We start from the raw sequence: 24,402 nt of genomic DNA, 5'->3' as shown, positions 1-24,402 counted from the left end.
ATATGAATTTTTTTAAACTACAAAACAAAGCTAAAAGCCAAACATTTTGGCTCGTTATCCTATTCTGCCTAGGTTTAATTATCTTACCTTATATTGGTGCGCATATTATTACGTTTTGTATAGACTTCTTCACTTTACCTAAAAATCGCTCTCCTGCCACATTTCCATTGGTTCTAAAATGTTTAACCGTAATTATTGTAATGGTTTCTCTGTACAAATATATCTCTCTACGCCAAGGTGGTAGGGTTATTGCTATTGCTTTAGGTGGACGATTAATTGATAAAAGAGCATCCAATCCCAATGAACGTCGTTTATTAAACGTTGTAGAAGAAATGGCTATAGCCTCTAGCGTGCCAGTACCTCACGTTTACATATTGGATGAAGAAATTCATATTAATGCCTTTGCTGCTGGTCATACAATTAATGATGCAGTGATAGGCGTAACGAGGGGAACAACTGAATTATTAACTCGTGATGAGCTACAAGCTGTTATCGCTCACGAATTCAGTCATATTCTAAATGGTGATATGCGTTTAAATTTACGCTTTACCGCCTTTTTGTTTGGCTTTATCTTTATTAGTCAAGCTGGCTTTGTATTACTCAGATTAGGGTTTGGTATAGGTAATAAAAAAGGTGGTGGTATTATTCCACACTTCCTTGTTCTTGCTGTGGCATTGCTAGCAGCTGGCTTTTTAGGACAACTATGGGCCAGAATTATGCAGGCTGCTGTTAATAGACAACGTGAGTATTTAGCAGATGCTTCCTCTGTACAATTTACGCGTCATGGACCTGCTCTAGCATCAGCCTTAAAGAAAATTGGTGGTTCTGAAGGTGGTGCTACACTAGAAACAGCTATGGCCAGTAGTTATAACCATTTTTTCTTTAGTCAAGCAGATACTAACCTCTTAGCCACTCACCCCCCTTTGGAAAAACGTATTAAACGGATTGAACCTTGGTGGCAAGGTGGCTTTATAGAAGTCGACTTTAGTAAACTTATTAAAAAAGAAGAAGGTGAACCACAAGAAAACAGCAATATTAGAGATAAAAAACTAACTGCTGCTATTGCTGCAGGTATAGCTATTACAGGAACAGACGCAATTCCTTATTTAAAACCTGTTACCCTATTAAATACTAATGTAACAGATAAAGAACAAGCCACTGCCAAATTAGAAGCAATTTGCCATGAGCCAATGGATGCGTGTTATCTAATGTTTGCGTTCCTTGTGGATACTATTCCATCAATTCGTGCAAAACAATTTATAGCTGTTAAGAACACTGATTTAATTACAGACTACTATCAAACTCTATCACTTATTCCTAAACAAAAACATTTAGAGTTTATCGAAAAGGCAATTCCTGCTTTAAAAAATTTATCTGAAGAACAATATAAAAAATTCAAAACTACTTTGATGCATTTTATTCAAGCAGATAATGAAATTTCTTTATATGAATGGCTAATCTATCAACTTATTATTCACCAAGTGGATGGACAATTTAATTCTAAGGCAATTATCACCTCTTATAATTATAGCAATTTAGACCAACTTAGAGATGAAGTCGCTATAATGTTAAGCGGTATAGCTCATTTAACAGAAGATTCAGATTATCAGAAGCGTGCTTTTGGGTTAGGCTCTAATGTCATGGGACTGTATACCATTCAACTACAAGAAAAACCCAATATAAGCCAATTAACAACAAGCCTACAAAAACTACAGAAAGCGACAGAACCTGTTCGTAGAAAATTTTTACAAGGCGCATTACGTGCTATTGAGCAAGATCAGCAAGTGAATATGAAAGAAACCATGTTCTTTCGTATTTTATCCCTTTGTTTAGATTGCCCGATACCAACATTGGATTGTACAGTCCATTAATCGCAATATGGCATTATTCAGTTTCACCAACAATGCCATATTCTACAGGCGTTTTTACATAGAAAACACGTAGTTTTGACTGAGCAATATGCTCTAAAAAACTATCCGCCTGTTACTCATTAAGGGCCATTTTTACCTCTAGGGGTTGCTCAGTAAGCTCAAAAAAACTGACACTTTATAATAATAACCCTTATTTTAATAAAAATTTAAATAATGTGACTGTAGCCATTCCCAACAAAGTCATTGCAATACTACCTATAACATGAATAGATACTGCAGCTCCTGCCCATAATATACGGCCCTGTTGAAGTAACGTTGTTACCTCTGCCGAGAAAGTAGAGAATGTCGATAATCCACCTAAAAAGCCAGTGATAATAAATAATTTCCATTCAGGTGCAATAGTGGGATTATTCATAAAAATGACAAGGAATAAACCTATTAAGTAGCCAGCTAACAAATTGGCCACTAATGTGCCTGGAGGAATAGTAGGAAAGCATGAGTTTAAAAATAGTCCAAAAAACCAACGTAGTATGGCACCTAACCCTCCGCCAAGACCTATAATTAAAGCAGCTTTCAACATTAACTTATCTCCAGTAATAATTTTTCATTAGGATACTGATAACAACCTACTCTGTATCCTATTGGACAAACAGTAGACATCATTAGCCAAAAAGGCGGTTATAGGAGGAATACCATCTCCTATCAAGAACTAATAGAACAAACCAACGCGCCTAAAATACACGTTCTTTTTATTATTTTCCATATATCATCAGTTTAATGGTATTTATTATACAATTTTTTTAATCAAACAAACGCCCTTTAGCCTATCTTAGTAATTAAGATGCTATTTATTATTTTTATTGAAGGTATTTTTAAAATGCACACTTATACAAGTATGCATTTTTAGTAGAAGAACTCTATTTTTCTAAACTCGCAGTTAACTGCTTTATATTGCTTTCTACTCTAGCCCTAAGCTTTTGACCAGGGTGGAAGGTAACTACTCGTCTTGCAGTAATTGGAACTTCCTCGCCAGTGCGTGGATTACGTCCTGGTCTTTCGTTTTTATTACGTAGCTCAAAATTACCAAAACCTGATAACTTAACAGATATATTATTAGCAAGAGACTCTTTCATTTCTTCAAAAAAATCTTCAACTAATTGTTTTGCTTCCTGTTTCGTCAAGTTTAGCTCGTTAATCAAGCGCTCGGCCATTTCCGCTTTGGTTAAAGTACTCATATTTTTTTACTTCCTCAACGTAGCGTTAAACTGCTCTTCTAATACAGCTATGATATTTTGTAAGAAAGTATTGATTTCATCATCAGTTAAAGTACGCTCAGGATGTTGCCAAGTAAGGCTCACAGCTATACTCTTTTGATTATCATCAATGCCTTTTCCCTGATAAACATCAAATAGTTGTACACTTGTTAAATACTCACCTGCTGCCGTCTTAATAGTTGCCATACATTTTTCTGCTATTAATGATTTGTCTACTAAAATAGCCAAATCGCGACTGACTTCAGGGAAACGGGATAATTCTCTAAATTTTGGTAAATTTCCCAGTTTCATTTTACTTAGTGATAGTTCAAATAAGTAAACTGGAATATCTATATCCAGCATTTTTGCCAATTCTGGATGAAGTGCACCAATATAACCAACATCTTGACCATCACGGACTATTATAGCACTTTGTCCAGGATGTAGGGCAGTATGTTGGTGTGGAATAAATTGATATTGATCTAAAGCACCAGCCAAGCCTAAAACAGCCTCAACATCGCCTTTAATATCATAAAAATCAACAACTTCCTTAGCATTTGCCCAACCTGATGGCAAACGACTCCCCATAATTAATCCAGCTATCATATCTTCTTGTACTAACTGAGGTAGTTGACCTTCAAAGCGTAAGCCAATTTCAAAGATACGAACTCGATTTTGTTGACGATTCAAATTATGCTGTAATGTCTTAATAAGACCTGGCCATAAGGATACCCTCATAGCAGACATATCATTAGAAATCGGATTAGCCAACATTAACGGTTCATGTTCTGGATTAAACAATTTAAATAATTTAGGATCTATAAAACTATAGGTAATACTTTCCTGATAGCCCCTCGCTACCAATAAATCTCGTAGTGATTTTTTATTAACTTCAGCTTCTTGTTTATTAGCATGTGGTGCTAAACGAGCTTGTGGATAACGTACCGGTAAACGATTATAACCATACAAACGAGCAATTTCTTCAATTAAATCTTCTTCAATAGCTAGATCATAACGATAGCTAGGTACTGTTACTTGCCATATACCTTCGGCTTTGACTTGTAATGTTACCCCTAAAGGCTTAAGTAATTGCTCTACCTCTTGATTAGTCAGCTCAATACCTAATACTTTCTCAATACGCTCAGCACGTAATGTTACGCTATTAATGGTTGGTAAATTCTGCTCACTTACCGCTTCAACAATAGGTCCTGCTTCACCACCAATAATTTCTAATAAAAGAGTGGTTGCACGCTCCATAGCAGGACGAGCTAATTGCCAATCAACACCACGTTCATAACGCTGTGAGGCATCAGTATGTAAACCATAAGAACGTGCTTTACCTGCAATAGTAATAATATCAAAGAATGCAGACTCTAATAATAAATCCTTAGTTTTATTACTAATACCACTGTGTTCTCCCCCCATTACTCCTGCAATAGCCAAAGGCTTAGTATGATCGGCAATAACCAATGTATCATTACGTAATTTTACTTGTTGCTCATTCAGTAATGTTAACTGTTCATCTTCATACGCCATACGTACTACAATACCCTGATCTATTTCGGCTAGATCAAACGCATGCATAGGTTGGCCTAATTCAATCATTACATAGTTGGTCACATCCACTACCGCATCAATACTACGGATACCTGAGCGACGTAAACGCTCTACCATCCACATAGGGGTTGGTTTAGTCACATCTACATTACGAATAATACGTCCTAAATAGCGTGGGCATCCATTAGTATTCATTACATCAATACTAATTTGATCATTAATTGTAGACGCTACTGTATGTGTATCAAACTCTGCAACAGGTGTGTTATACAATGCACCTACTTCACGTGCTATACCACGCATAGATAAGCAATCACCACGATTAGGCGTTAAATCAACCTCAATCACAATATCATCAAGGCTTAAATATTCGCGGAAATCTTTACCTACAGGTGCATCTACTGGCAACTCCATCAATCCAGCATGGTCCTCACTCACACCAAGTTCTTTGGCAGAACAAAGCATACCATTAGATTCTATACCACGTAATTTAGCTTTTTTAATAGAAAAATCACCGGGTAATTTAGCACCAAGTAATGCGAAAGGTACTTTCAAACCTTGTCTAGCATTAGGCGCACCACAAACTACTTGCAACGTTTCAGTACCATTGGTTACCTGACATACACGTAATTTATCTGCGTCAGGATGCTGTTCAATACTAACAATCTCACCGACCACAACACCAGTGAACTGCTGTGCAACAGGCTCAACACTATCTACTTCTAGACCAGCCATTGATAAACGAGCAATTAAATCGTCTTGAGAGACATTAGGGTTTACTAAACTACGAAGCCAATTTTCACTAAATTTCATACTGTTCTCCTTTATTCAACTAATAATTAACGAAATTGCGATAAAAATCGTAAATCGTTATCGAAGAACAGGCGTAAATCATTAACGCCATAACGTAACATAGCTAATCGCTCAGCTCCCATACCAAAAGCAAATCCTGAATACTTCTCTGGATCAACCCCCGACATCTTCAATACATTAGGATGCACCATGCCACACCCCATTACCTCTAACCAGCCTGTTTGCTTACAAACACGACAACCTTTGCCACTACACATCACACATTGAATATCTACTTCTGCTGAAGGCTCTGTAAATGGAAAAAAAGATGGACGGAAACGTACTGCAAACTCTTTCTCGAAGAATACTCTTAGAAACTCTTCAATGGTTCCTTTTAAATCTGCAAAACTTATATCTGTATCAACCAATAATCCCTCTACTTGATGGAACATAGGGGAATGTGTCATATCTGAGTCACTACGGTAAACACGGCCAGGACAAACCACACGAATAGGCGGCTGTTTCGCTTCCATGGTTCTTACTTGCACAGGCGAAGTATGAGTACGTAATAACATGTTAGCATTAAAATAGAAGGTATCATGCATTGTTCTGGCTGGATGGTGACCAGGAATATTTAATGCTTCAAAGTTATGATAATCATCTTCTACTTCAGGGCCTTCTTCAACACTATAACCAATATTAGTGAAGAAACTCTCAATACGCTCTAAAGTACGAGTAATTGGGTGAATACTCCCCGTAGCTTGTCCTCTACCAGGTAAAGTTACATCGATTTGTTCTGCTGTTAATTTTTTATTCAGTGCGGCTTGCTCTAAAGTATCCTTTTGAGCATTTAATGCTAACTGTACTTTTTCTTTTGCTGAATTAATTAATGCCCCTACCTTAGGGCGATCTTCAGGCGATAAATCACCCAAAGTTTTCATTACTTGCGTTAACTCGCCTTTCTTACCTAAATACTGTACTCTTAATTGCTCCACAGCATTTACATCATCAGTTACTGCTATTGCTTGTAAAGCTTTAGCCACTAACCCATCCAGATTTTCCATCCACTAAGCTCCAGACATATTAAAATGAAAAAAATAAGGGGAAAAGTATAACACCTTTCCCCTTTTTGATAACACTTTTATCAGCAATGAAAATTAGATTATCACTGCTTTTAGTTATCCAATAAAAAATAAGGGGAAAGTAATTACTTTCCCCCTATGGTTTATATATTCACATTTAGCATTTCATGCGGAACTAAGATGCTTAAGTCTATTTGTTACTCTCCAGTAACCATTACGCATGTTTTGCCATAAAATGGATATATACCATTAGAAGAATAATCTACTGTTGATACTTTTCTGATGCCCGCATTTTGTTTCGCTGATAAAATAGAAGCATCACCTGAAGCATAGAGTCCTAAAACGTTTTTAGCGCAAGATGTACCAGATTTTGAGCCAACAGCATTATCAGTGGCTGTAATTGGTCCTTTCACATCTGTTATGAAACCAAAGCCAACTGGCGACATATTACCAGCACAACCTGTTAATAAAATCGCCAACCCCATTAAACCAACTATCTTTTTCATGATTTATATTTCCTAATCTGTTAATGAGAAAACTGGTTTTTAGTGAGTAAAGACCAGATGGCTACTATTAAAGCTGAAATAAAATAGGAAACAAGAGAAGTTAGCTAAAAGTCGAAGGGGTTTTAATACTTATGTAGAATAATCAGAAGACAGTTTTTATCAATATAAACAATCATTTAGACATCATTACTTTCACTATTAACAACAACTAATCTCCCCCTCCACCACAACTGCTACAAGAACTACTACTGTCAGATGAGATGTTATCGTCATATTTAGTGTTATTAGTGCTCGTCGACTCACTCTCTCGGTAATTATTTTTATTATTATAAGAGCCTCCACCACAGCTCGAACAGCTTGAACAACCTGTAGCTGCGTTATTGTCATTTGGTTTTTTTCTATACAAACGAGCTTGTGCCAAAAACTCCTCTAATGTATAACTAAAACCTTGTGGAATATTTAATACATCATCTATTTGAAATAACATAGGAAATGTATCAACCATCATTAAATTTCCTTTGTTTTCTAACTGGCAAGCATATACCCATGTAATATATAGCTGGTCATTTATTTTTTGCTTTCTTTGATAAGTTACACTCGCATCAGCAGAGTTATGATGTAAATAAAACCCAAAACACTCCATACAAAAAGCCATGTAAATTCGACTGTCTAAAATAAACACATGCCATAAATCATCCACTACCCTTGATGGCATACCCCATACAGGTTTAGCTAGTTTTTGAAGCTCATTATCATGGGTTGCAGTTAATACAACAATAAAATAGCTCTTTAATTGATTAATAACTTGTGTTACTGCTGCATCATCTAATTGGGGATAATGTTTACGGAAAGAATTCAGAACATTTTCAGTAAAAGCATAATTATTTATTAATGCTAATCGCTGTTGAAAACTTATTTCTTTTAATTTATTCGCTTTATACTTAGCTTTTTTTAACTTAACATTTTGAATAATAACAATAAAAACAACAACAATAACAACTATCCATAATATAACCATTGACCCCATTAATTATTATCCCTTAAACAAGTTTTTGATTAATTATTTTAAGCCTGATGGTGTTGCCAATGGAAAAAGACGATAAAAATTGGCCGTTGTCATCTCTGCAAAAGCTTCAAAAGGCATATTTCTTAATTCAGCGATAAAGCTTGCTACTTCTTTTACATATTCAGGTAAGTTAGATTTACCACGATAAGGTATAGGTGCTAAATAAGGCGAATCTGTTTCAACTAATAATCGATCATTAGGTACTTTTTTTGCCACCTCTCGCAACATATCTGCATTACGAAATGTCACAATACCTGATAAGGAGATATAGTAACCTAAATCCAAAGCTGCCTTAGCCATTTCCCAATCCTCAGTAAAACAATGCAGTACACCTGCTTGGGGTAAAGCTGTTTGTTTTAATATATCTAAGGTTAGTTTTTTTGCTTCTCGGGTATGAATAATAACAGGCTTGGCTGTTTGGTGTGCTGCTTCTAAGTGAAGCTCAAAGGAGGCTTGCTGTTCTTTAGCTGTTTCTGCTTGATAGTGAAAATCAAGCCCAGTCTCACCGATGGCCACTACTTTAGGATGATCAAGTGCTTGTAACAACCAAGCTAAGCTAACTGGCTGCTTATCTGTCAAATCTAAGGGATGAATACCCACGGAACAATATACGTCAGCATACTTTTCAGCAATTGCTTGAACGGTAGAGGTATTATCTTTACTAACACCAATGGTTAAGAACTGCTTGACACCTTTATCTCTAGCTTGCTGAAGAACTGTATCTAATCCCCCTGCTACAGCTTCTAACTTTAAATAATCAAGGTGACAATGAGAGTCAACTAAATACGGCATAACTTCTTATAATAACTAAAGATTACATGGTAAAGGTAGGTTGTGTATTACCTTCTAGTAAACCTGCTAAATATTTTAAGATTTTTTCTTTCGCTTTAGCTGAATCAGCAGGTGAGAATTGAATACCAACACCTTGCACTCGAGAACCTTGATTTACAGGAGAAATCCATACTACTTTACCTGTAACAGGGATTTTTTCCTCTTCATCAATCAAATCAATTAATAGAAAAACCTCATCACCTAGATTATGCTTTTTATGGGTTCTCACAAATAGCCCACCATCAGTAACAAACGGCATATAAGAAGCATATAAGATATTCTTATTAGGAATACTTACATTAATAATGCTATTACCACCCATACTTAATGCCATAACTGCATCCTCTTTCTATTAATGGCTTTATTTTACCTTGTTGTCAGTAAATTAATCCAGTCAATCAAAATACTTTCTACTAACAATACCCTATTTAAATTAGCTTTAGCCAATACTTTTTGCCTTTCTTGCAATAACTTTGCTTGTAATTGACTAATGCTTTCTAAAGAAGCCTTATCGGCCAAATAACTTAACACCTTTTGCATATCAGCCATTCCTAAAGTATTAATATCTTTAGTGGCTTGATAACATAAAATACAATGTAACCACTCACAAAACCAGTTAAATAATAACAATAATGGAATATCATTCCAACTTTCAGCTACTTGACTAGCTACTAACTGATGTTTTAGTAATTTTTTTATATCTTCAACTACTTGCTGACGTTGCTCTAATACACCTTGTTGATAAAGTTCTACAGCATAAAGAGGTGCAAAACCTGCTAATGCCAATAATTGCATCAATTGCTCAGAATCTATAGCGGTTAATTGCTGCTGCATCCACTGCACTGCTGCTTGCTGATCAGGTGTAGGACATAATTGCTGAATACAGCGACTTTTAATAGTTGGCAATAACTGCCCTACTTGATGACTAACTAAAATAAGCCGACTATTACCTGCTGGCTCTTCGAGACTTTTTAACAACGCATTAGCAGCATTTAAGTTTAATGCCTCTGCAGGTTCAATTAATACAACTTTACAAGGTGATATCTGAGGTGTTTGATTGATAAAGTCAATTAACATACGAACTTGATCGACTTTAATAAACTCAGACTCTTCTGGCATTAACCAAAAAATATCAGGATGTGCGCCACTACTTGCCAGTAAATGACAACTTTTACAATGACCACAAGGTTGTTTATTATTAGGTGTAAGACATAGCGAATAATAGGCTAAACGTTCAGCAAATTGCTGTTTACCAATACCTTTTTTACCATGTAATAAATAAGCGTGAGCAGGTTTAGGGTTTCCTACCATCTGTTGCCATAAAGTTTGTTGCCAAGGTAGCAACTCATTCAACATTTAAACGTTCCCAAATTTCGATAAAACAAGCATCAATTTGCAATTGTACATTTTCTATGTTTTGGCTTGCATCAATTACTCGGTAAATTTCTGGGTATTGCTCAGCTCGTCGCCAATAGGCAGCACGTACCGCTTCAAAAAAAGTTAAGCTTTCTTGCTCAAATCGATCTAAACCATCCCTTGATTTAATTACACGAGAAAGCCCTATTGTCGCATCAACATCAAATAATAATGTTAAGTCTGGTCGTAAAGTGCCTTGTACCACACGTTCCAACAATATAATTTTATTTTCGTCAATGCCCCTACCACCACCTTGATAGGCATAAGTTGCATCAGTAAAACGATCACAAATAACAGTTTTACCTTCCTTAAGGGCGGGTAAAATTACTTGTTGTAAATGTTCTGCTCGAGCAGCAAATATTAATAATAGCTCTGTGTCAACAGCCATGCCTTTAAATCTAGGATCAATTAATATATCACGCACCCTTTCAGATAGTAATGTACCACCTGGTTCTCTGGTTACTAAGACGGGATAACCAACTTCCTCCAAACGATTAGCAAGATAGTAAATATTAGTTGATTTTCCAGCGCCCTCAGGCCCTTCAAAAGTAATAAATATTCCTGACATTATTTAGACTCACTTGGTGGAGGACTAGAACGATAATCAGTTCGACGATTCAACTGATATTTTCGAACAGCCCTTTGATGTTCTGTCAAATTCTCTGAAAATTCGTGACTACCATCTCCTTTGGCAACAAAATATAAGAACTTACCATCTGCAGGATGCAATGCTGCATGAATTGCCTTACGACTCACCATAGCAATGGGTGTTGGCGGCAAACCAGATATTACATAAGTATTATAAGGTGTTTCGCGCTTTAAGTCAGCACGCGTAATTCTACCCCTATAATTATCCCCCATTCCATAAATAACGGTTGGATCAGTTTGCAATAACATATTTTTTTGTAGACGTCTTACAAATACACCAGCAATTTGTGGACGCTCTTCAGGTACACCTGTTTCTCTTTCAATAATTGAAGCCATAATCAATGCTTGATAAGCATTTTCATAAGGTAAATCATCTGCTTTATTTTCCCATTCCTCATCAAGTACTTTTACAAGGCGCTTATGTGCTTGCTTCAATAAACTAAGGTCTGTATCACCTCGCATATACACATAGGTATCAGCAAAAAACTGCCCCTCAGGATGTTTTCCAGTCTCACCTAGAGTATCCATAATTTGCTCATCAGACATTGCTGCTATGGATTGCTTTAAAGCCTCTTGCTTAGCCAGTGCACGGCGTACTTGTTTAAAACTCCAACCATCCACTAAAGTAACTCGATAAAGAATTACATCTCCTTTTAGCCAAATGGCAATAAGAGCTTGTATATCCATACCTGGTGTTAAACGATACTCACCCGCATGAATAGTTTTTCCTTGATTTTCTAAACGCCAATACAACTTAAGAAAAAAGGCATCTTTAATATAGCCCTTTTGCTCTAATTGATTAAACATCACATTAGGTGTCGCCCCCACAGGAACCACTATTGTCTGCTCAGAGGAAATCAGCAATGGCTGCTGTAAGGCATTGTTATATTTCCAATACCCTACACCAACCACAGAACCACTTAATAGAATAAGTACAGCAACAACAATTAGGAATATCCGCATTATTTATTAACTACACCACTTAAGAAAAACGGCGGAAGATTAAGCTTCCATTAGTGCCGCCAAAACCAAATGAGTTAGACAGGACAGTATCAATAGTTACAGATCTTGCTTCAGCAGGTACAAAATCTAAATCACAATCTTCACCAGGTTCTTCTAAATTAATGGTTGGAGGAACTATTTGATCGCGAATAGTTAACACACTAAATACTGCCTCAATAGCTCCAGCTGCGCCTAATAAATGTCCTGTCATCGATTTAGTAGAACTTACAGGAATTTTATAAGCGGTATCACCAAAAATAGATTTAACTGCTTTTACTTCTGCTAAATCGCCTACAGGTGTTGAAGTACCATGTGCATTAATATAACTAATTTGATCTGCATTCAATTTTGCATCTCTAAGTGCATTCTTGATACAGGTGGCAGCACCTTTACCATCTGTAGTAGGCGCTGTCATATGATAAGCATCGCCGCTAAAACCTGCACCGACTAACTCTGCGTAAATTTTTGCACCGCGTGCTTTAGCATGTTCTAATTCTTCTAATACTAGAACACCTGCACCATCTCCTAATACAAAGCCGTCTCTATCTTTATCCCAAGGACGGCTCGCATGAATAGGATCATCATTACGTGTAGACAAGGCACGGCATGCAGAAAAACCAGCTAAACCAATACCACAGGTAGCTTTTTCTGCACCACCTGCTAGCATTACATCAGCTTCACCATGAATAATATTACGTGCAGCCATACCAATACTGTGCGTACCAGAAGCACAAGCTGTTGCAATAGCATAGTTAGGACCATGTACACCCAGATTAATTGATAATAGACCAGAAGCCATATTAATAATTGCGCCTGGTACGAAAAAGGGAGAAACCCGACGTGGACCTTGTTCTGCTAACGCTTTACAGTTTGCTTCAATATTAGGTAAACCACCAATACCAGAACCAATCACTACCCCAATACGGTCTCTATTTTCATCAGTCACTTCTAAACCTGAATCCAACATAGCTTGCATACCTGCTACTACACCATATTGAATAAAAACATCCATTTTTCTAGCTTCTTTTATGGATAAATGAGGTTCTACAGAAAAGTTTTTAACAGGTGCGCCAAAACGAGTAGCAAAATTGGAAATATCAAAATCTACATCAGTAAGCATCTCTACGCCATTTTTACCTGCTACGATATTTTGCCAACTGCTAGTAACATCATTTCCTACAGGACACACTATGCCAAGGCCAGTAATAACAACTCGTCTTTGCGACACTGCTTTCTCCTTAATTACACTATTCTTTATTCAAATGGGTTATTTTAACCAATTAGAACGCAATAACAAAATTATACTAAATATTAGAACATATTTTTTTTGAGTTAATACAGTGATAAATCTGTTATTTAATAATAGTAATAACTGATTTATTTAAATAGCATTATAAAACAAAAAGCCGTACACCCAAAGATGTACGGCTTTTTTCAAAGCAAAGGCGAAAAATTACTCTTCGATATTTGCAGAAATATAATCTACAGCATCTTGTACAGTAGTAATTTTTTCAGCTTGCTCATCAGGAATCTCTAATTCAAACTCTTCTTCCAGAGCCATTACCAGCTCAACATTATCAAGAGAGTCTGCACCTAGATCTTCAATGAAAGAAGCATTGTTGGTAACCTCTTCTTCTTTAACATCAAGTTGTTCAGCTACAATTTTCTTGACGCGTTCTTCAATGGTGCTCATACCTTGTTTTCACTCCTAAGTTGGATAATTTGGCTCTGGGCCACTTGCTAATTTTATAGAAAGGTAATTACTTTTATCAAGTAATATTTCAAAAACCTTTCAAAAAAACACCTAGAGAAAAATCCCCTAAGTTAATCTTACTATTTTACGATAATCTACACTATTTTGGTAGATATGAATCAACTCATATACATGCCGCCATTCACAGGAATGGTCGCACCTGTAATATAAGCTGCTGAATCAGAGGCTAAGAAAGCTACCGTTTCAGCAATCTCTTTAGCTTGCCCTAAACGACCAAGCGGAATTTGGGTTAATAAAGCTTCGCGTTGTGCTTCTGGTAATTCTCGCGTCATATCAGTATCAATAAAACCTGGTGCTACTGCATTAACAGTTACTGAACGTGAACCAAGTTCACGCGCTAAAGCACGGGTAAAACCTTCTAAACCAGCCTTGGCTGCTGCATAGTTAGCTTGGCCGACATTACCCATTGCACCTACTACTGAACCAATGCTAATGATACGTCCCCAACGGGCTTTAGTCATTCCTCTTAATACACCTTTGGAAAGACGATAAAGACTATTTAAGTTGGTATCTATTACATCATACCACTCTTCGTCTTTCATACGCATCATTAAATTGTCGCGGGTAATACCTGCATTATTAACTAAAATTTGTGGTGCACCAAACTCTTTAGTGATATTAGATAACACTTCTTCCACTGATTTTTCATCAGTCACATTAAGTGCCATACCAACACCTGCAATATTATTTTCTTTTAAATATTGGGTGATTTTTTCTGCACCTGATGCGGTGGTAGCTGTACCAATAACGGTTGCACCTTTTGCACCTAACTCTAATGCAATGGCTTGACCAATACCACGACTCGCACCTGTTACTAAAGCAGTTTTACCTGATAAACTCATCTATTTATTCCTATGATTGTAAAGCAATTAAAGTAGCATTAAATGCATCCGTTGTTTCTAATGCATAATTATCTAACTCTTTAACGCACCGTTTATTTAAACCACCAAGCACTTTACCTGGCCCACACTCTACTAGTGTAGTTACACCCAGTTTAGCTAGCACTTGTACAGATTCTACCCAACGCACAGGGCTATAAAGTTGTGCTAAAAGATTTTCTTTAAGTGTTTGTAAATCGCGACTTACATCAGCCGTCACATTCTGTACAATGGCAATATTAGGATTTTTCCAAGAGGCTGCCGTTAATGCTGCTGCAAACTCTTCTGCTGCTGGACGCATTAAATCACAATGAGAAGGAACACTAACAGGTAATGGCAAAGCTCTCTTAGCGCCTTTAGCCTTACACATTTCAATAGCTCTATTTACTGCTTCTGTATTACCCGCAATAACTACTTGGCCTGGTGCATTAAAATTAACCGCACTAACCACTTGACCTTGTGCCGCTTCAACACATGCTGCTTTAACCTCATCATCAGTTAAGCCTAAGATTGCTGCCATCGCACCTTGTCCTGCTGGCACAGCTTTTTGCATTAGTTGACCACGTAATTCAACTAATTTTACCGCCTCTACAAAAGGTAAACTTTCAGCGGCAACTAACGCAGAGTACTCACCTAAACTATGACCAGCCACATAAGAAGGAATTATATTTGACTGCTTCCGCCATAATTTCCATAAGGCAACAGATGCAGTCAAAATCGCAGGCTGTGTTTTATCTGTCTGGTCTAATAGATCTTTAGGCCCTTCTTGTACTAGCTGCCAAAGATCATAACCTAAAGCATCAGAAGCTTCTTTAAAAGTATCTTGAATAATTGTATGTTCTTTTGCAATATCAGCTAACATTCCAATTGCTTGCGAGCCTTGTCCAGGAAAAACAAACGCAGAAACAACAGACATAAATAACTATCCCGATTAATTTAATTAATAATTTTCGTAATAAACTTTTGTATCTTACAATAAGATGAATACTATAAAAACAAATTTTAATTACTTATCTTTTACTTTACAACCAACTATAGACCTCAACCCCTGATCTATAAGTATTTTTTTACTATCAACTTATTTTTTCTGTTCAGCGCCTTCAGATTTTGGTTTTTCTATTTTAATAGCCTCTGCCTCTTTAGCTAATTGGTCATAATCAAAATCTGTATCATAAAGCTTTAAGCTATTTTCTGATAACACAACCCTAATATCTCTATTCCAGTTTGGTAACTCAGCAGGTGGAAAAGGTACTACTCTCTCTAAATTAGGAAATATCAAATTAGCATTACCTCTTACCTCTTCATTTCTTCCTTGCTCTTTACGAACAGCATCACGATGTATATAAACAGAGTTTTTAGCGTTTTGCAGTACAGTTATACGCTCTAGAAACTCTTTTCCAAAGAATGCCTTACCATATTGTTGTTTATAATAATTTTCTTTATTAGCAAAACTAGCTATCGCATTATAATTACCTGCTTTAGTAGCTTGATAGAGGTATTTAAAAGAATCTATCAATTCTGCCTCTGTAGAAGCATCATCTTCTAACACATTAGCTTTTTTTAACAGTGCTAGAGCTGTTCCACGCTTTTGCTTTACAGCACAATCCAATAGAGCTGTAGCATCTTTTGTACGACCAACGCTAACAAAAATATCATACATATCAGAAAGCGCATCAGGATTATTTAATTTTGCTGCTTCAAACAAATAAACAGAGGCTGGAATAGCCGCATTTCTAAACTCAGGCATACCATTTAGTTTATATTGACCCATAGCATAAAAAGCACCAGGAACATTCTTTTGTAATAACTCATCAATATAAGCCCTAGCCTTTTTAGGATCATATTCCGTGTAATAACTATTCGAGTTTTTTAAATATAAACTAGCCATTAACAATTTAGCTTGCCAATGTCCCATTTCTGCAGACTTATTAGCCAAAATAAACATTTGCTGATAATGGTCTGTGTCATTTTGACCAAGAATTTTCATCGCTACTTGATAATAGAGATCTGCTCGAGCATCTTCTGGTAAAACAGGAATATTCTCTGACTCATCACCACAAGCAGGAAGATCTACCGATAAAAAATTAATTTCTTTATGTTTAGCATTTAAGTCAAGTGCAAATGCTGTAGTATTAACAGTTAATAATCCTACTAATAAACATTTTAACACACCATACTTTAACTTGTTAATTTGCATAGTTTAATCTCAAATGTAACCAAAGCCTATTTTTTAATATCTAGAATTATTTATTCTCAACAGCAAACTATTCACTATTACATTAACTTAATATTACTACTTATATGAGTCATTATACTGTAAAAAATATACTACACAATAAATAGCAAAATACTTATAAGAACCATCATCAATAGGATATTAGTTTTTATTAATGTGGCTGCAACAATACATCTTTAAGTAAAAGACTAATTTGCTGGGATAAACGTGCTTGTAAATCTTCATTTACTTCCATATAGGCATGATGTAAGGCTGTTTGAAAAGCGGCACTATCTGCTGCACCATGACTTTTAATTACAACCCCCTGCAAACCAAGAAAACTAGCACCATTATAGCGTTCAGGAGAAAAGTCTTTACGCAATCCCCTGAGCATTGGTAGAAACATAATAAGTCCTTTTAACCTACCTAACCAACTGGTTTTAAAACGATTATCTAAACGATTTGCCAGTAATTTCAATACACCCTCACTGGACTTTAATAGCACATTACCTACAAAACCATCACATACCACAACATCTGCATCACCACGATAAACGCTATCGCCTTCCACAAAACCAATATAATTCAACTTGTTTTGTGATTCCAATAATTGGGTAGCTTGTTTTACCTGCTGATTGCCTTTGATATTTTCAATACCTATATTTAATAAGGCAACTTTAGGTTTTTCAACGCCTAGCACTTCAGCTGCCACAGAGCCCATAACTGCAAATTGAAATAATTGCTCTGCACTGCAATCAACATTCGCACCTAAGTCTAACAAATAACATCCTTTATTTGCTTGTGTAGGCAAGCAACACATCATAGCTGGCCGATCAATACCAGGTATTGTCTTTAAAGTAAACCGTGCTAATGCCATTAATGCCCCTGTATTACCTGCACTAACACAAGCATTTGCTTTACCATCACGCACTAGCTCTAAACTCACCCGCATAGAAGAGTTAGGTTTTGATCTTAAAGCAACAGTAACAGGATCATCCATAGTTACAATTTCCGTTGCATCAACAATCTCTAATTTCGAATGAATAGAATGAGAAGATGGAGGTAACAGTGGTGTAATAACAGCTGATTGGCCAACAAGGATAAGTTTTAAAGAAGGGTTTTGTTCTAAATAAGAGAGACAAGCAGGAACTGTACAGGAGGGGCCAAAATCCCCTCCCATTACATCAACAGCGATGACTGGTGTAGTCAAATTTATTCGTCGAATTCTTGATCTTCAACGATAACTTGACGTCCACGATAAACACCACTTGGTGTTACATGGTGACGTAAGTGCATTTCACCTGTTGTTTTCTCAACAGATAATGCATTTGATTTTAATGCATCGTGAGAACGGCGCATATTGCGAGCCGAACGTGATTTTTTGTTCTGTTGAACAGCCATAATTCATTAACTCCTAAGCTTTGGGGTCACGCTTTAACTGCGCCAGAACACTGAATGGGTTTGACCTAGTAACCTCACTCTCAATCGGTTCGGGCTTATCAAGCACTACCGGTTGCTGGCATTCATCTAACTCATGTATTGGAATAATAGGAAGCGCTAATAATAACTCATCCTCTATCAATACTTTCAAGTCAAAAGGATCTTTTGTCCCTAATTCAAGGGCATCATATCCTTCTGGCAACATTATTTCTCCACGCTCACTACTCATAAACATATAATTATAAGTATCAGTTGTAGAGAAAGTCATCAAATCTAAACAACGTTGGCAAATCAATTGCACCTTAGCATCAAGCATAACAGACATTAATGCTTGCTGTTGTTCCCCACGTTTAAAAACCACTTTAACATAAATATTAACTTCATTAGAAGCTAAGGCTTCATGCAGCCGTGGTAAATCAGTCAAAGAAATATTACCCTCATAAGTAACATTCCGATCAACCAATTTATAGGGTTCAATATAATGTGGAATTGGGCCATTTGACATAGGGGCGGTATTTTATGGTTGTTCAGTCTATCTGTCAAAGGAAATTGTATATAAAATGCAATAATTGCTACAATTTATTTTTTCTTACTGAGACACGTTATGTCACCAATTATTCTGGCATCGAGTTCAAGCTATCGCCAACAGCTGTTACAACGTTTAAAAATAGATTTTCAAGCTATTAGTCCCAATATAGATGAAACTCCATTATTAAATGAAACACCTACAGAAATGACTAAAAGATTAGCTATTAGTAAAGCAAAAGCACTCGCGAACCAATACCCTAATCATCTAATTATAGGATCAGATGAGGTAGCTTGTTTAGAAAACAAAATAATGGGCAAACCTCACCATTTTGATCAAGCTTTTAAACAATTAAAAATGGCCAGTGGCAAAACTGTTGTTTTTCACACAGGCCTAGCCCTTCTTAACAGTAAAACAGGTAGCTTACAAGTAGACAGTATTCCCTTTTATGTGCATTTTAGAGAATTGTCTGATGATGCAATTAAAAGGTATTTAGAAATCGAACAACCTTTCGACTGTGCAGGTAGTATCAAGGCAGAAGGATTGGGTATTTGCTTTTTTAAGGGAATGGAAGGTTCCGATATAACCAGTTTAATGGGGCTGCCATTAATTCGTTTAGTTGACATGTTGCAAAAAGAACAATTATTTATTCCTTAATCTTATTTATTGAGTTGCTATAACATACTATTTTTTATAAATTGCCTACTGTTTATTAAAAATATAATAAGGAAATATAAAATGAAAAAACTACTTATTTCAAGCCTATTACTTACAAGCTTTATATTAACAGGATGTGGTGACAAAGAAGATGCAACTGAAGGTATACAAAAAGTAGCCATCGTACAAGGCATGAAAACTATCAGTTTATTTAAAACCCAATTAGCCATTTACTATACAGAACATCAAGAATGCAATAGTAATGCTATTAGTAGTGGTGACAGAGCCTTAACCAAAATTCATTATGTACAAGATGTGATTAGTAATGATCAATGCCAAGTTGTTTTAACCTTTAAAAATGATAAGACCATTCCTGACTTATCTGGCAAACAAATTATTCTTACATTATTACCAACCAACCATACACATAACTGGAAATGTACCTCTACTATTACTAGGAAAGATTTATTACCTAACGACTGTATTTAAACTATTCAATATAATATCCTTAATTATACAAACTTATAATTAAGGGTAATTGTCAATTATAAAAAAATACTTAAATCGCTAATAATTATTATAATTACCAATATAAATCGTTTGATTTTAACGTTACAATATACGCTATCTACAATATTGCTCCCCATATTGGAAACTATCATGCCTATTCATGAAATTTGCCACCCACTTATTCGCCATAAAATTGGTCTAATGCGTCGTAGAGATATTAGTACCAAGCACTTTAGAGAATTAGCTCAAGAAATCGCTGCCCTGCTAACTTATGAAGCAACCAAAGATATGCCACTTGAACCCTGCCATATTGAAGGTTGGAATGGTAATAAAATAACTGTAGATAAAATAGCAGGTAAAAAAATAACTGTAGTTCCTATCTTAAGGGCTGGCATAGGTATGCTTGATGGGGTATTAGGCCTTATTCCCAGTGCCAAAGTAAGTGTTATTGGTTTAGTTCGTAATGAAGAAACTTTAAAACCTGATACCTATCTTGAAAAACTAGCTTATGAAATTGATCAACGTAATGCACTAATTATTGATCCTATGTTAGCCACTGGCGGCTCTATGATTGCCACCATTGATATGCTAAAGGCCGCTGGCTGTAGAGAAATTAGAGCATTAGTATTAGTGGCAGCACCAGAAGGAATTGCAGCCCTAGAAAAAGCTCATCCTGATGTCGTTGTTTACACCGCATCCATTGACTCACATTTGAACGAAAAAGGTTATATTATTCCAGGCCTAGGCGATGCAGGAGATAAGATTTTTGGAACTCACCAAAAAGATATTTAAGTTTATTCCATCTGTAACTACAACATTATGAACCTATCCTCTATAAGAGTCGTATTAGTTGCTACTACCCATGCTGGTAATATTGGCGCGACAGCTAGAGCCATGAAAAACATGGGATTAAAGCAACTTTTTTTAGTTAATCCAAAACATTCCTTACCCCACCCTGATGCCACAGCTCGTGCATCAGGGGCTGATGATATCCTACAAACAGCTCAACTAGTTGATAACTTAGAGGATGCATTAATCGGTTGTAGCTTAGTGTTAGGAACAAGTGCTAGAGATCGGCAAATTCCTTGGCCTATTTTAGATCCCAAAGAAGCCGCTACGCTTAGTATAGAAACAACACAACAGCAGCAACAAGTTGCCTTAGTCTTTGGACGTGAGCACGCTGGGCTTACTAACGAAGAACTACAACGTTGTGACTATCATGTACATATTCCAGCTGATGATAGTTTTTCTTCACTAAATGTAGCGGCAGCTGTACAAGTGTTGACGTATGAGCTAAGAATGGCATGGTTGCAAGCACAAAAACAACCTACCAAAATGCAAAAACAAGAAACCACCTTGGAACAAAATAACTTACCTTGTACTCATGAAGAACTAGAACTATTTTATCAGCACTTGGAAAAAACCCTGATAGCTGTTAACTTTCTTGATCCAAACCGTCCAAGACATTTAATGACGCGTTTACGTCGTTTATATAGCAAAGCTCAGATCACTAAATTGGAAATGAATATTCTGCGTGGTATCTTAACTGAGACATTAAAATCAACCCAAAATAATCAATAGTTATTAGAGAATTATCCATGGCAAATATACTAAAAAATGAAAAACTGATGTTGCTTGGCTTTATTGTCGCCATTATTGCTTATAGTATTGAACATACCTTAATAGCTAATGGTCGAGCACTAGCCCTTATTGCAGCCGCGGTATTGATTATGGTGATTATTGGTGTTGCCATTCGTGTTGCCCACCATGCCGAAGTCATTGCTGAAAAAATAGGTGAACCTTATGGCACAATGGTGCTAACACTATCAGCCGTATTAGTAGAAGTTATTATCTTAGTAATTATGATGAGCCATGATGGCTCCTCACCCACCCTAGCCAGAGACACCATCTATGCAGCCATTATGCTAGACATGAATGGTATTATTGGTTTAGCTGCTTTACTAGGTGGCCTACGCCATGGCGAACAGGCGTACAATGATGATTCAGGCAAAGTCTATGTAGTAATGATTATGACTGCTGTTGGTATCTCTATGTTAGTGCCTGAATTTCTACCTGAAGATAAATGGACTTATTACTCTATCTTTACTATAGGCATAATGATTGTTCTTTATACCCTCTTTTTAAAAATGCAAACAGGGCGCCATAGTTACTTTTTCCACTATAACTATATAGAGAAACATAAAAAAGATCAGCAGGCAGAGCATCACTCGGTAGCAGGTAGCATTAAATCAGCAATAATTTTACTTTTAGTGGGCATTATTTTAACGGGTGCTTTAGCAGAGGTAATGTCAGTTATCCTTAACGTAGGTGTAGAGGGTATGGATATACCACCTATTATGTTAGGTTTAGTTGTTGCTACTATTTCAGCCAGCCCTGAAATTTTAACTGCACTCCGTGCCGCCCTCGCCAATAGAATGCAACCTGTTATTAATATTGCATTAGGTGCTACGCTTTCTACGGTTATTCTTACTATTCCAGTAGTTGAAGCAGTGGCCTTATTAACAGGGCAACAAATCACCATGGGATTAACCATCCCCCAAACTGTAATGGTATTTCTTACCCTTATTGTTGCTGCAGTTAATTTAAATGATGGAGAAACTAATGCCATTGAAGGTATGACACACTTTGTGTTGTTTGCTACCTTTATTATGCTTTCCGTTCTTGGTTTATAAATTATTAGGGATTTATTCAGCACATTAAATACTGGATAAATCCAATTTCTTTTTTATTCTCTTAGCTTAAAAATAATTTATTTTGTTATTCATATTTATCATTAATTTTACCCACAAAAGCTGTGGATAACTTTGTTGATAACAGTTTTAAAAAAGCATCTATATCAGCTAAACACTCACTTCCCTATAAAATGATTAAAAAATAACAAAAATATAATTTATTAAAAATCAATAACTTATATAAATAAATATTTTCAACAATTATACTTGACAAAACAAACCCTGTATTTTCAAGTCATGTGAATAAATCAAGTTATTTAAACTTCTATTTTAGTCTAAAAAACAATAACTATATTACTTATTATCTTATTTTATTATAAACATCTATTTACTAATCAAGTATCATGCTCCTCTTTATACTATCTATAATACAATTATGTAAAAATTGCTGTGATGAAGAGTAAACTATGGCAAAAGATGATGATATCTCATTATTTAGAGCGGAAATGAAAGGTGTCAAACCTATCAAATACGATAAAGCTGATATTTCTAAAAAAACGAAAGATAAATTACAAATAAAAACATTAAAAGAAAATGCAGCCAATACACTCACTAAAGAAAATATTATTGATGGCTTATCTGACCAATTTGTTATCGATGTTGAGCCTGAAGAATTTCTTTATTGGGCAAATAATGGTGTGCAAGAGTCACAAATGCGTCGCCTAAAAGCAGGACAAATCCCCTTTGCAGGTAGCATTGATCTACACGGCCTAACAGTAGATCAATCCCGAAAATTACTATGGGAATTTTTAGACGAAGCTACCAAACTAGAAATACGCTGTGTCCGAGTGACACATGGCAAAGCTTTACGCAAAGATAAATCAAAACCCATTATCAAAAGTTATATTAACACCTGGTTACGGCAACATCCCCAAATACTTGGCTTTTGCTCTTGCCAACCTAAACATGGCGGTACTGGTGCTGTTTATATTATATTAAAACGTACCATGCTCGAAGGTCGCGATGAATAATAAAACACTATTAATCATTGCTTATTAATGTAAAATAGCCCCCTTTTTTATCATTGTAAAGGTAATATATCCATGAGTCTTGATATGGAAACTATTCAACAAGTACGAGCTGAAGCAGACTGTCTCTATACTAAAGCTGAACTTGATACAGCTATTAGTAAATTAGCCACTGAAATCACTAGTGACCTTGCTGATAAAAACCCTATTGCTTTTTGTGTTATGAATGGTGGTTTAATTTTTGCTGGGCAACTACTACCCCTATTAGATTTTCCATTAGAGGTATCTTACCTACACGCCACTCGCTACTTAAATGAAACCAATGGTGGTGAACTATTCTGGAAAGCAAAACCTGAAGTATCTTTTATTGATCGAGATATTCTTATTATTGATGACATTCTTGATGAAGGACATACCCTTTCAGCCATCATTCAATATTGCCAACATGCAGGTGCCAATGCTGTTTATACAGCCGTATTAATCGATAAAGACCATAATCGTAAAGCTATCCCTGGCTTCTCTGCCAACTACACAGGCCTAAAATGTGCAGATCGTTTTATTTTTGGTTATGGTATGGATTACAAAGGTTACTGGCGTAATGCTCCTGGTATTTTTGCAGTCAAAGGATTATAACTGTTATTAAGCGAGGTTATTAAA

At 36.1% G+C, this 24,402-nt stretch carries 27 protein-coding genes and 1 riboswitch; of the genes, 8 read left to right on the top strand and 19 right to left on the bottom strand.

What is annotated here, in order from left to right:
* Window positions 1–2 precede the first annotated feature (2 nt).
* Window positions 3–1,871 carry a M48 family metallopeptidase gene (locus MTZ49_RS10435; RefSeq protein WP_264745491.1) on the top strand — a complete coding sequence of 623 codons (1,869 nt, stop codon included), beginning with the start codon at window positions 3–5 and terminating at the stop codon, window positions 1,869–1,871.
* 190 nt (window positions 1,872–2,061) lie between these two features.
* Here the strand turns inward: MTZ49_RS10435 and crcB are convergent, their stop codons facing one another.
* The 19 genes from crcB to MTZ49_RS10340 form a co-directional block, all read right to left on the bottom strand.
* Window positions 2,062–2,451 (bottom strand): fluoride efflux transporter CrcB, encoded by a 390-nt coding sequence (gene crcB, locus MTZ49_RS10430; protein WP_264745490.1) that lies wholly within the window; start codon window positions 2,449–2,451, stop codon window positions 2,062–2,064.
* Between the two features lie 66 nt (window positions 2,452–2,517).
* Window positions 2,518–2,580, bottom strand: a riboswitch (Fluoride riboswitch).
* Between the two features lie 208 nt (window positions 2,581–2,788).
* Complete coding sequence (locus MTZ49_RS10425) at window positions 2,789–3,106, bottom strand: integration host factor subunit alpha (RefSeq protein ID WP_264745489.1); 318 nt, start codon at window positions 3,104–3,106, stop codon at window positions 2,789–2,791.
* A gap of 6 nt (window positions 3,107–3,112) precedes the next feature.
* Window positions 3,113–5,494, bottom strand: coding sequence for a phenylalanine--tRNA ligase subunit beta (gene pheT / locus MTZ49_RS10420; protein WP_264745488.1), 2,382 nt, complete (start codon window positions 5,492–5,494; stop codon window positions 3,113–3,115).
* 26 nt (window positions 5,495–5,520) lie between these two features.
* Window positions 5,521–6,537 (bottom strand): phenylalanine--tRNA ligase subunit alpha, encoded by a 1,017-nt coding sequence (gene pheS, locus MTZ49_RS10415; RefSeq protein ID WP_264745487.1) that lies wholly within the window; start codon window positions 6,535–6,537, stop codon window positions 5,521–5,523.
* 215 nt (window positions 6,538–6,752) lie between these two features.
* Complete coding sequence (locus MTZ49_RS10410) at window positions 6,753–7,061, bottom strand: TRL-like family protein (RefSeq protein WP_264745486.1); 309 nt, start codon at window positions 7,059–7,061, stop codon at window positions 6,753–6,755.
* Between the two features lie 208 nt (window positions 7,062–7,269).
* Window positions 7,270–8,088, bottom strand: coding sequence for a hypothetical protein (locus MTZ49_RS10405; protein ID WP_264745485.1), 819 nt, complete (start codon window positions 8,086–8,088; stop codon window positions 7,270–7,272).
* A 33-nt stretch (window positions 8,089–8,121) separates the two neighbouring features.
* Entirely contained in the window at window positions 8,122–8,919 is a 798-nt protein-coding gene (locus MTZ49_RS10400) for a TatD family hydrolase (RefSeq protein WP_264745484.1), read from the bottom strand.
* A gap of 22 nt (window positions 8,920–8,941) precedes the next feature.
* Window positions 8,942–9,292 (bottom strand): PilZ domain-containing protein, encoded by a 351-nt coding sequence (locus MTZ49_RS10395; protein ID WP_264745483.1) that lies wholly within the window; start codon window positions 9,290–9,292, stop codon window positions 8,942–8,944.
* Window positions 9,293–9,324: 32 nt separating this feature from the next.
* Window positions 9,325–10,311 (bottom strand): DNA polymerase III subunit delta', encoded by a 987-nt coding sequence (locus tag MTZ49_RS10390; RefSeq protein ID WP_264747871.1) that lies wholly within the window; start codon window positions 10,309–10,311, stop codon window positions 9,325–9,327.
* Window positions 10,304–10,942 carry a dTMP kinase gene (gene tmk / locus MTZ49_RS10385; protein WP_264745482.1) on the bottom strand — a complete coding sequence of 213 codons (639 nt, stop codon included), beginning with the start codon at window positions 10,940–10,942 and terminating at the stop codon, window positions 10,304–10,306. Before tmk ends, MTZ49_RS10390 begins: the two co-directional genes overlap by 8 nt.
* Window positions 10,942–11,985, bottom strand: coding sequence for an endolytic transglycosylase MltG (gene mltG, locus MTZ49_RS10380; protein ID WP_264745481.1), 1,044 nt, complete (start codon window positions 11,983–11,985; stop codon window positions 10,942–10,944). The genes tmk and mltG overlap by 1 nt, the downstream gene beginning before the upstream one ends.
* Window positions 11,986–12,004: 19 nt before the next feature.
* Window positions 12,005–13,252, bottom strand: a complete 1,248-nt coding sequence (gene fabF, locus MTZ49_RS10375) for a beta-ketoacyl-ACP synthase II (protein ID WP_264745480.1) — start codon at window positions 13,250–13,252, stop codon at window positions 12,005–12,007.
* A 225-nt stretch (window positions 13,253–13,477) separates the two neighbouring features.
* Window positions 13,478–13,717 (bottom strand): acyl carrier protein, encoded by a 240-nt coding sequence (gene acpP, locus MTZ49_RS10370; protein ID WP_201090405.1) that lies wholly within the window; start codon window positions 13,715–13,717, stop codon window positions 13,478–13,480.
* A gap of 179 nt (window positions 13,718–13,896) precedes the next feature.
* The gene (gene fabG / locus MTZ49_RS10365; RefSeq protein WP_264745479.1) at window positions 13,897–14,640 is read right to left on the bottom strand and encodes a 3-oxoacyl-ACP reductase FabG; all 744 of its coding nucleotides are present in this window, start codon (window positions 14,638–14,640) and stop codon (window positions 13,897–13,899) included.
* Between the two features lie 10 nt (window positions 14,641–14,650).
* Window positions 14,651–15,592: an ACP S-malonyltransferase gene (gene fabD / locus MTZ49_RS10360; protein WP_264745478.1), complete on the bottom strand. Its 942-nt coding sequence runs from the start codon at window positions 15,590–15,592 to the stop codon at window positions 14,651–14,653.
* Between the two features lie 162 nt (window positions 15,593–15,754).
* The gene (locus MTZ49_RS10355; RefSeq protein WP_264745477.1) at window positions 15,755–16,873 is read right to left on the bottom strand and encodes a hypothetical protein; all 1,119 of its coding nucleotides are present in this window, start codon (window positions 16,871–16,873) and stop codon (window positions 15,755–15,757) included.
* Between the two features lie 190 nt (window positions 16,874–17,063).
* Window positions 17,064–18,101: a phosphate acyltransferase PlsX gene (gene plsX / locus MTZ49_RS10350; RefSeq protein WP_264745476.1), complete on the bottom strand. Its 1,038-nt coding sequence runs from the start codon at window positions 18,099–18,101 to the stop codon at window positions 17,064–17,066.
* A gap of 2 nt (window positions 18,102–18,103) precedes the next feature.
* Window positions 18,104–18,292 (bottom strand): 50S ribosomal protein L32, encoded by a 189-nt coding sequence (gene rpmF / locus MTZ49_RS10345; protein ID WP_264745475.1) that lies wholly within the window; start codon window positions 18,290–18,292, stop codon window positions 18,104–18,106.
* A gap of 13 nt (window positions 18,293–18,305) precedes the next feature.
* Entirely contained in the window at window positions 18,306–18,836 is a 531-nt protein-coding gene (locus MTZ49_RS10340) for a YceD family protein (RefSeq protein ID WP_264745474.1), read from the bottom strand.
* A 99-nt stretch (window positions 18,837–18,935) separates the two neighbouring features.
* Here MTZ49_RS10340 and MTZ49_RS10335 point away from each other — a divergent pair, with 99 nt between their 5' ends.
* The 7 genes from MTZ49_RS10335 (at window position 18,936) to MTZ49_RS10305 (ending at window position 24,378) form a co-directional block, all read left to right on the top strand.
* On the top strand, window positions 18,936–19,514 hold the full coding sequence (locus MTZ49_RS10335) for a Maf family protein (RefSeq protein ID WP_264745473.1): 579 nt from the start codon (window positions 18,936–18,938) through the stop codon (window positions 19,512–19,514).
* 81 nt (window positions 19,515–19,595) lie between these two features.
* Window positions 19,596–20,003, top strand: a complete 408-nt coding sequence (locus MTZ49_RS10330) for a pilin (protein WP_264745472.1) — start codon at window positions 19,596–19,598, stop codon at window positions 20,001–20,003.
* A gap of 171 nt (window positions 20,004–20,174) precedes the next feature.
* On the top strand, window positions 20,175–20,816 hold the full coding sequence (upp, locus tag MTZ49_RS10325) for a uracil phosphoribosyltransferase (RefSeq protein ID WP_264745471.1): 642 nt from the start codon (window positions 20,175–20,177) through the stop codon (window positions 20,814–20,816).
* Between the two features lie 27 nt (window positions 20,817–20,843).
* Window positions 20,844–21,605 (top strand): tRNA (cytosine(32)/uridine(32)-2'-O)-methyltransferase TrmJ, encoded by a 762-nt coding sequence (trmJ, locus tag MTZ49_RS10320; RefSeq protein WP_264745470.1) that lies wholly within the window; start codon window positions 20,844–20,846, stop codon window positions 21,603–21,605.
* A gap of 17 nt (window positions 21,606–21,622) precedes the next feature.
* Entirely contained in the window at window positions 21,623–22,717 is a 1,095-nt protein-coding gene (locus MTZ49_RS10315; protein ID WP_264745469.1) for a calcium:proton antiporter, read from the top strand.
* A 467-nt stretch (window positions 22,718–23,184) separates the two neighbouring features.
* Window positions 23,185–23,748, top strand: coding sequence for a Smr/MutS family protein (locus MTZ49_RS10310; protein WP_264745468.1), 564 nt, complete (start codon window positions 23,185–23,187; stop codon window positions 23,746–23,748).
* 72 nt (window positions 23,749–23,820) lie between these two features.
* Window positions 23,821–24,378 (top strand): hypoxanthine-guanine phosphoribosyltransferase, encoded by a 558-nt coding sequence (locus MTZ49_RS10305; protein ID WP_264745467.1) that lies wholly within the window; start codon window positions 23,821–23,823, stop codon window positions 24,376–24,378.
* Window positions 24,379–24,402: the final 24 nt, after the last annotated feature.

Origin of the sequence: Entomomonas sp. E2T0 (assembly GCF_025985425.1) — a bacterium.
Classification (GTDB): domain Bacteria; phylum Pseudomonadota; class Gammaproteobacteria; order Pseudomonadales; family Pseudomonadaceae; genus Entomomonas.
Note: the sequence above shows the minus strand (reverse complement) of the source record. Positions and strands in the feature narration are given on the sequence as shown.

Coding starts and splice junctions, on each gene's coding strand:
- MTZ49_RS10405 (WP_264745485.1), bottom strand. CDS start 8,088: ATGGGGTCAATGGTTATATTATGGATAGTTGTTATTGTTGTTGTTTTT.
- MTZ49_RS10305 (WP_264745467.1), top strand. CDS start 23,821: ATGAGTCTTGATATGGAAACTATTCAACAAGTACGAGCTGAAGCAGAC.
- MTZ49_RS10335 (WP_264745473.1), top strand. CDS start 18,936: ATGTCACCAATTATTCTGGCATCGAGTTCAAGCTATCGCCAACAGCTG.
- MTZ49_RS10410 (WP_264745486.1), bottom strand. CDS start 7,061: ATGAAAAAGATAGTTGGTTTAATGGGGTTGGCGATTTTATTAACAGGT.
- fabD (WP_264745478.1), bottom strand. CDS start 15,592: ATGTCTGTTGTTTCTGCGTTTGTTTTTCCTGGACAAGGCTCGCAAGCA.
- MTZ49_RS10425 (WP_264745489.1), bottom strand. CDS start 3,106: ATGAGTACTTTAACCAAAGCGGAAATGGCCGAGCGCTTGATTAACGAG.
- rpmF (WP_264745475.1), bottom strand. CDS start 18,292: ATGGCTGTTCAACAGAACAAAAAATCACGTTCGGCTCGCAATATGCGC.
- acpP (WP_201090405.1), bottom strand. CDS start 13,717: ATGAGCACCATTGAAGAACGCGTCAAGAAAATTGTAGCTGAACAACTT.
- MTZ49_RS10355 (WP_264745477.1), bottom strand. CDS start 16,873: ATGCAAATTAACAAGTTAAAGTATGGTGTGTTAAAATGTTTATTAGTA.
- MTZ49_RS10340 (WP_264745474.1), bottom strand. CDS start 18,836: ATGTCAAATGGCCCAATTCCACATTATATTGAACCCTATAAATTGGTT.
- MTZ49_RS10330 (WP_264745472.1), top strand. CDS start 19,596: ATGAAAAAACTACTTATTTCAAGCCTATTACTTACAAGCTTTATATTA.
- MTZ49_RS10310 (WP_264745468.1), top strand. CDS start 23,185: ATGGCAAAAGATGATGATATCTCATTATTTAGAGCGGAAATGAAAGGT.
- pheS (WP_264745487.1), bottom strand. CDS start 6,537: ATGGAAAATCTGGATGGGTTAGTGGCTAAAGCTTTACAAGCAATAGCA.
- MTZ49_RS10400 (WP_264745484.1), bottom strand. CDS start 8,919: ATGCCGTATTTAGTTGACTCTCATTGTCACCTTGATTATTTAAAGTTA.
- pheT (WP_264745488.1), bottom strand. CDS start 5,494: ATGAAATTTAGTGAAAATTGGCTTCGTAGTTTAGTAAACCCTAATGTC.
- trmJ (WP_264745470.1), top strand. CDS start 20,844: ATGAACCTATCCTCTATAAGAGTCGTATTAGTTGCTACTACCCATGCT.
- MTZ49_RS10395 (WP_264745483.1), bottom strand. CDS start 9,292: ATGGCATTAAGTATGGGTGGTAATAGCATTATTAATGTAAGTATTCCT.
- crcB (WP_264745490.1), bottom strand. CDS start 2,451: ATGTTGAAAGCTGCTTTAATTATAGGTCTTGGCGGAGGGTTAGGTGCC.
- mltG (WP_264745481.1), bottom strand. CDS start 11,985: ATGCGGATATTCCTAATTGTTGTTGCTGTACTTATTCTATTAAGTGGT.
- MTZ49_RS10435 (WP_264745491.1), top strand. CDS start 3: ATGAATTTTTTTAAACTACAAAACAAAGCTAAAAGCCAAACATTTTGG.
- fabG (WP_264745479.1), bottom strand. CDS start 14,640: ATGAGTTTATCAGGTAAAACTGCTTTAGTAACAGGTGCGAGTCGTGGT.
- tmk (WP_264745482.1), bottom strand. CDS start 10,942: ATGTCAGGAATATTTATTACTTTTGAAGGGCCTGAGGGCGCTGGAAAA.
- MTZ49_RS10315 (WP_264745469.1), top strand. CDS start 21,623: ATGGCAAATATACTAAAAAATGAAAAACTGATGTTGCTTGGCTTTATT.
- upp (WP_264745471.1), top strand. CDS start 20,175: ATGCCTATTCATGAAATTTGCCACCCACTTATTCGCCATAAAATTGGT.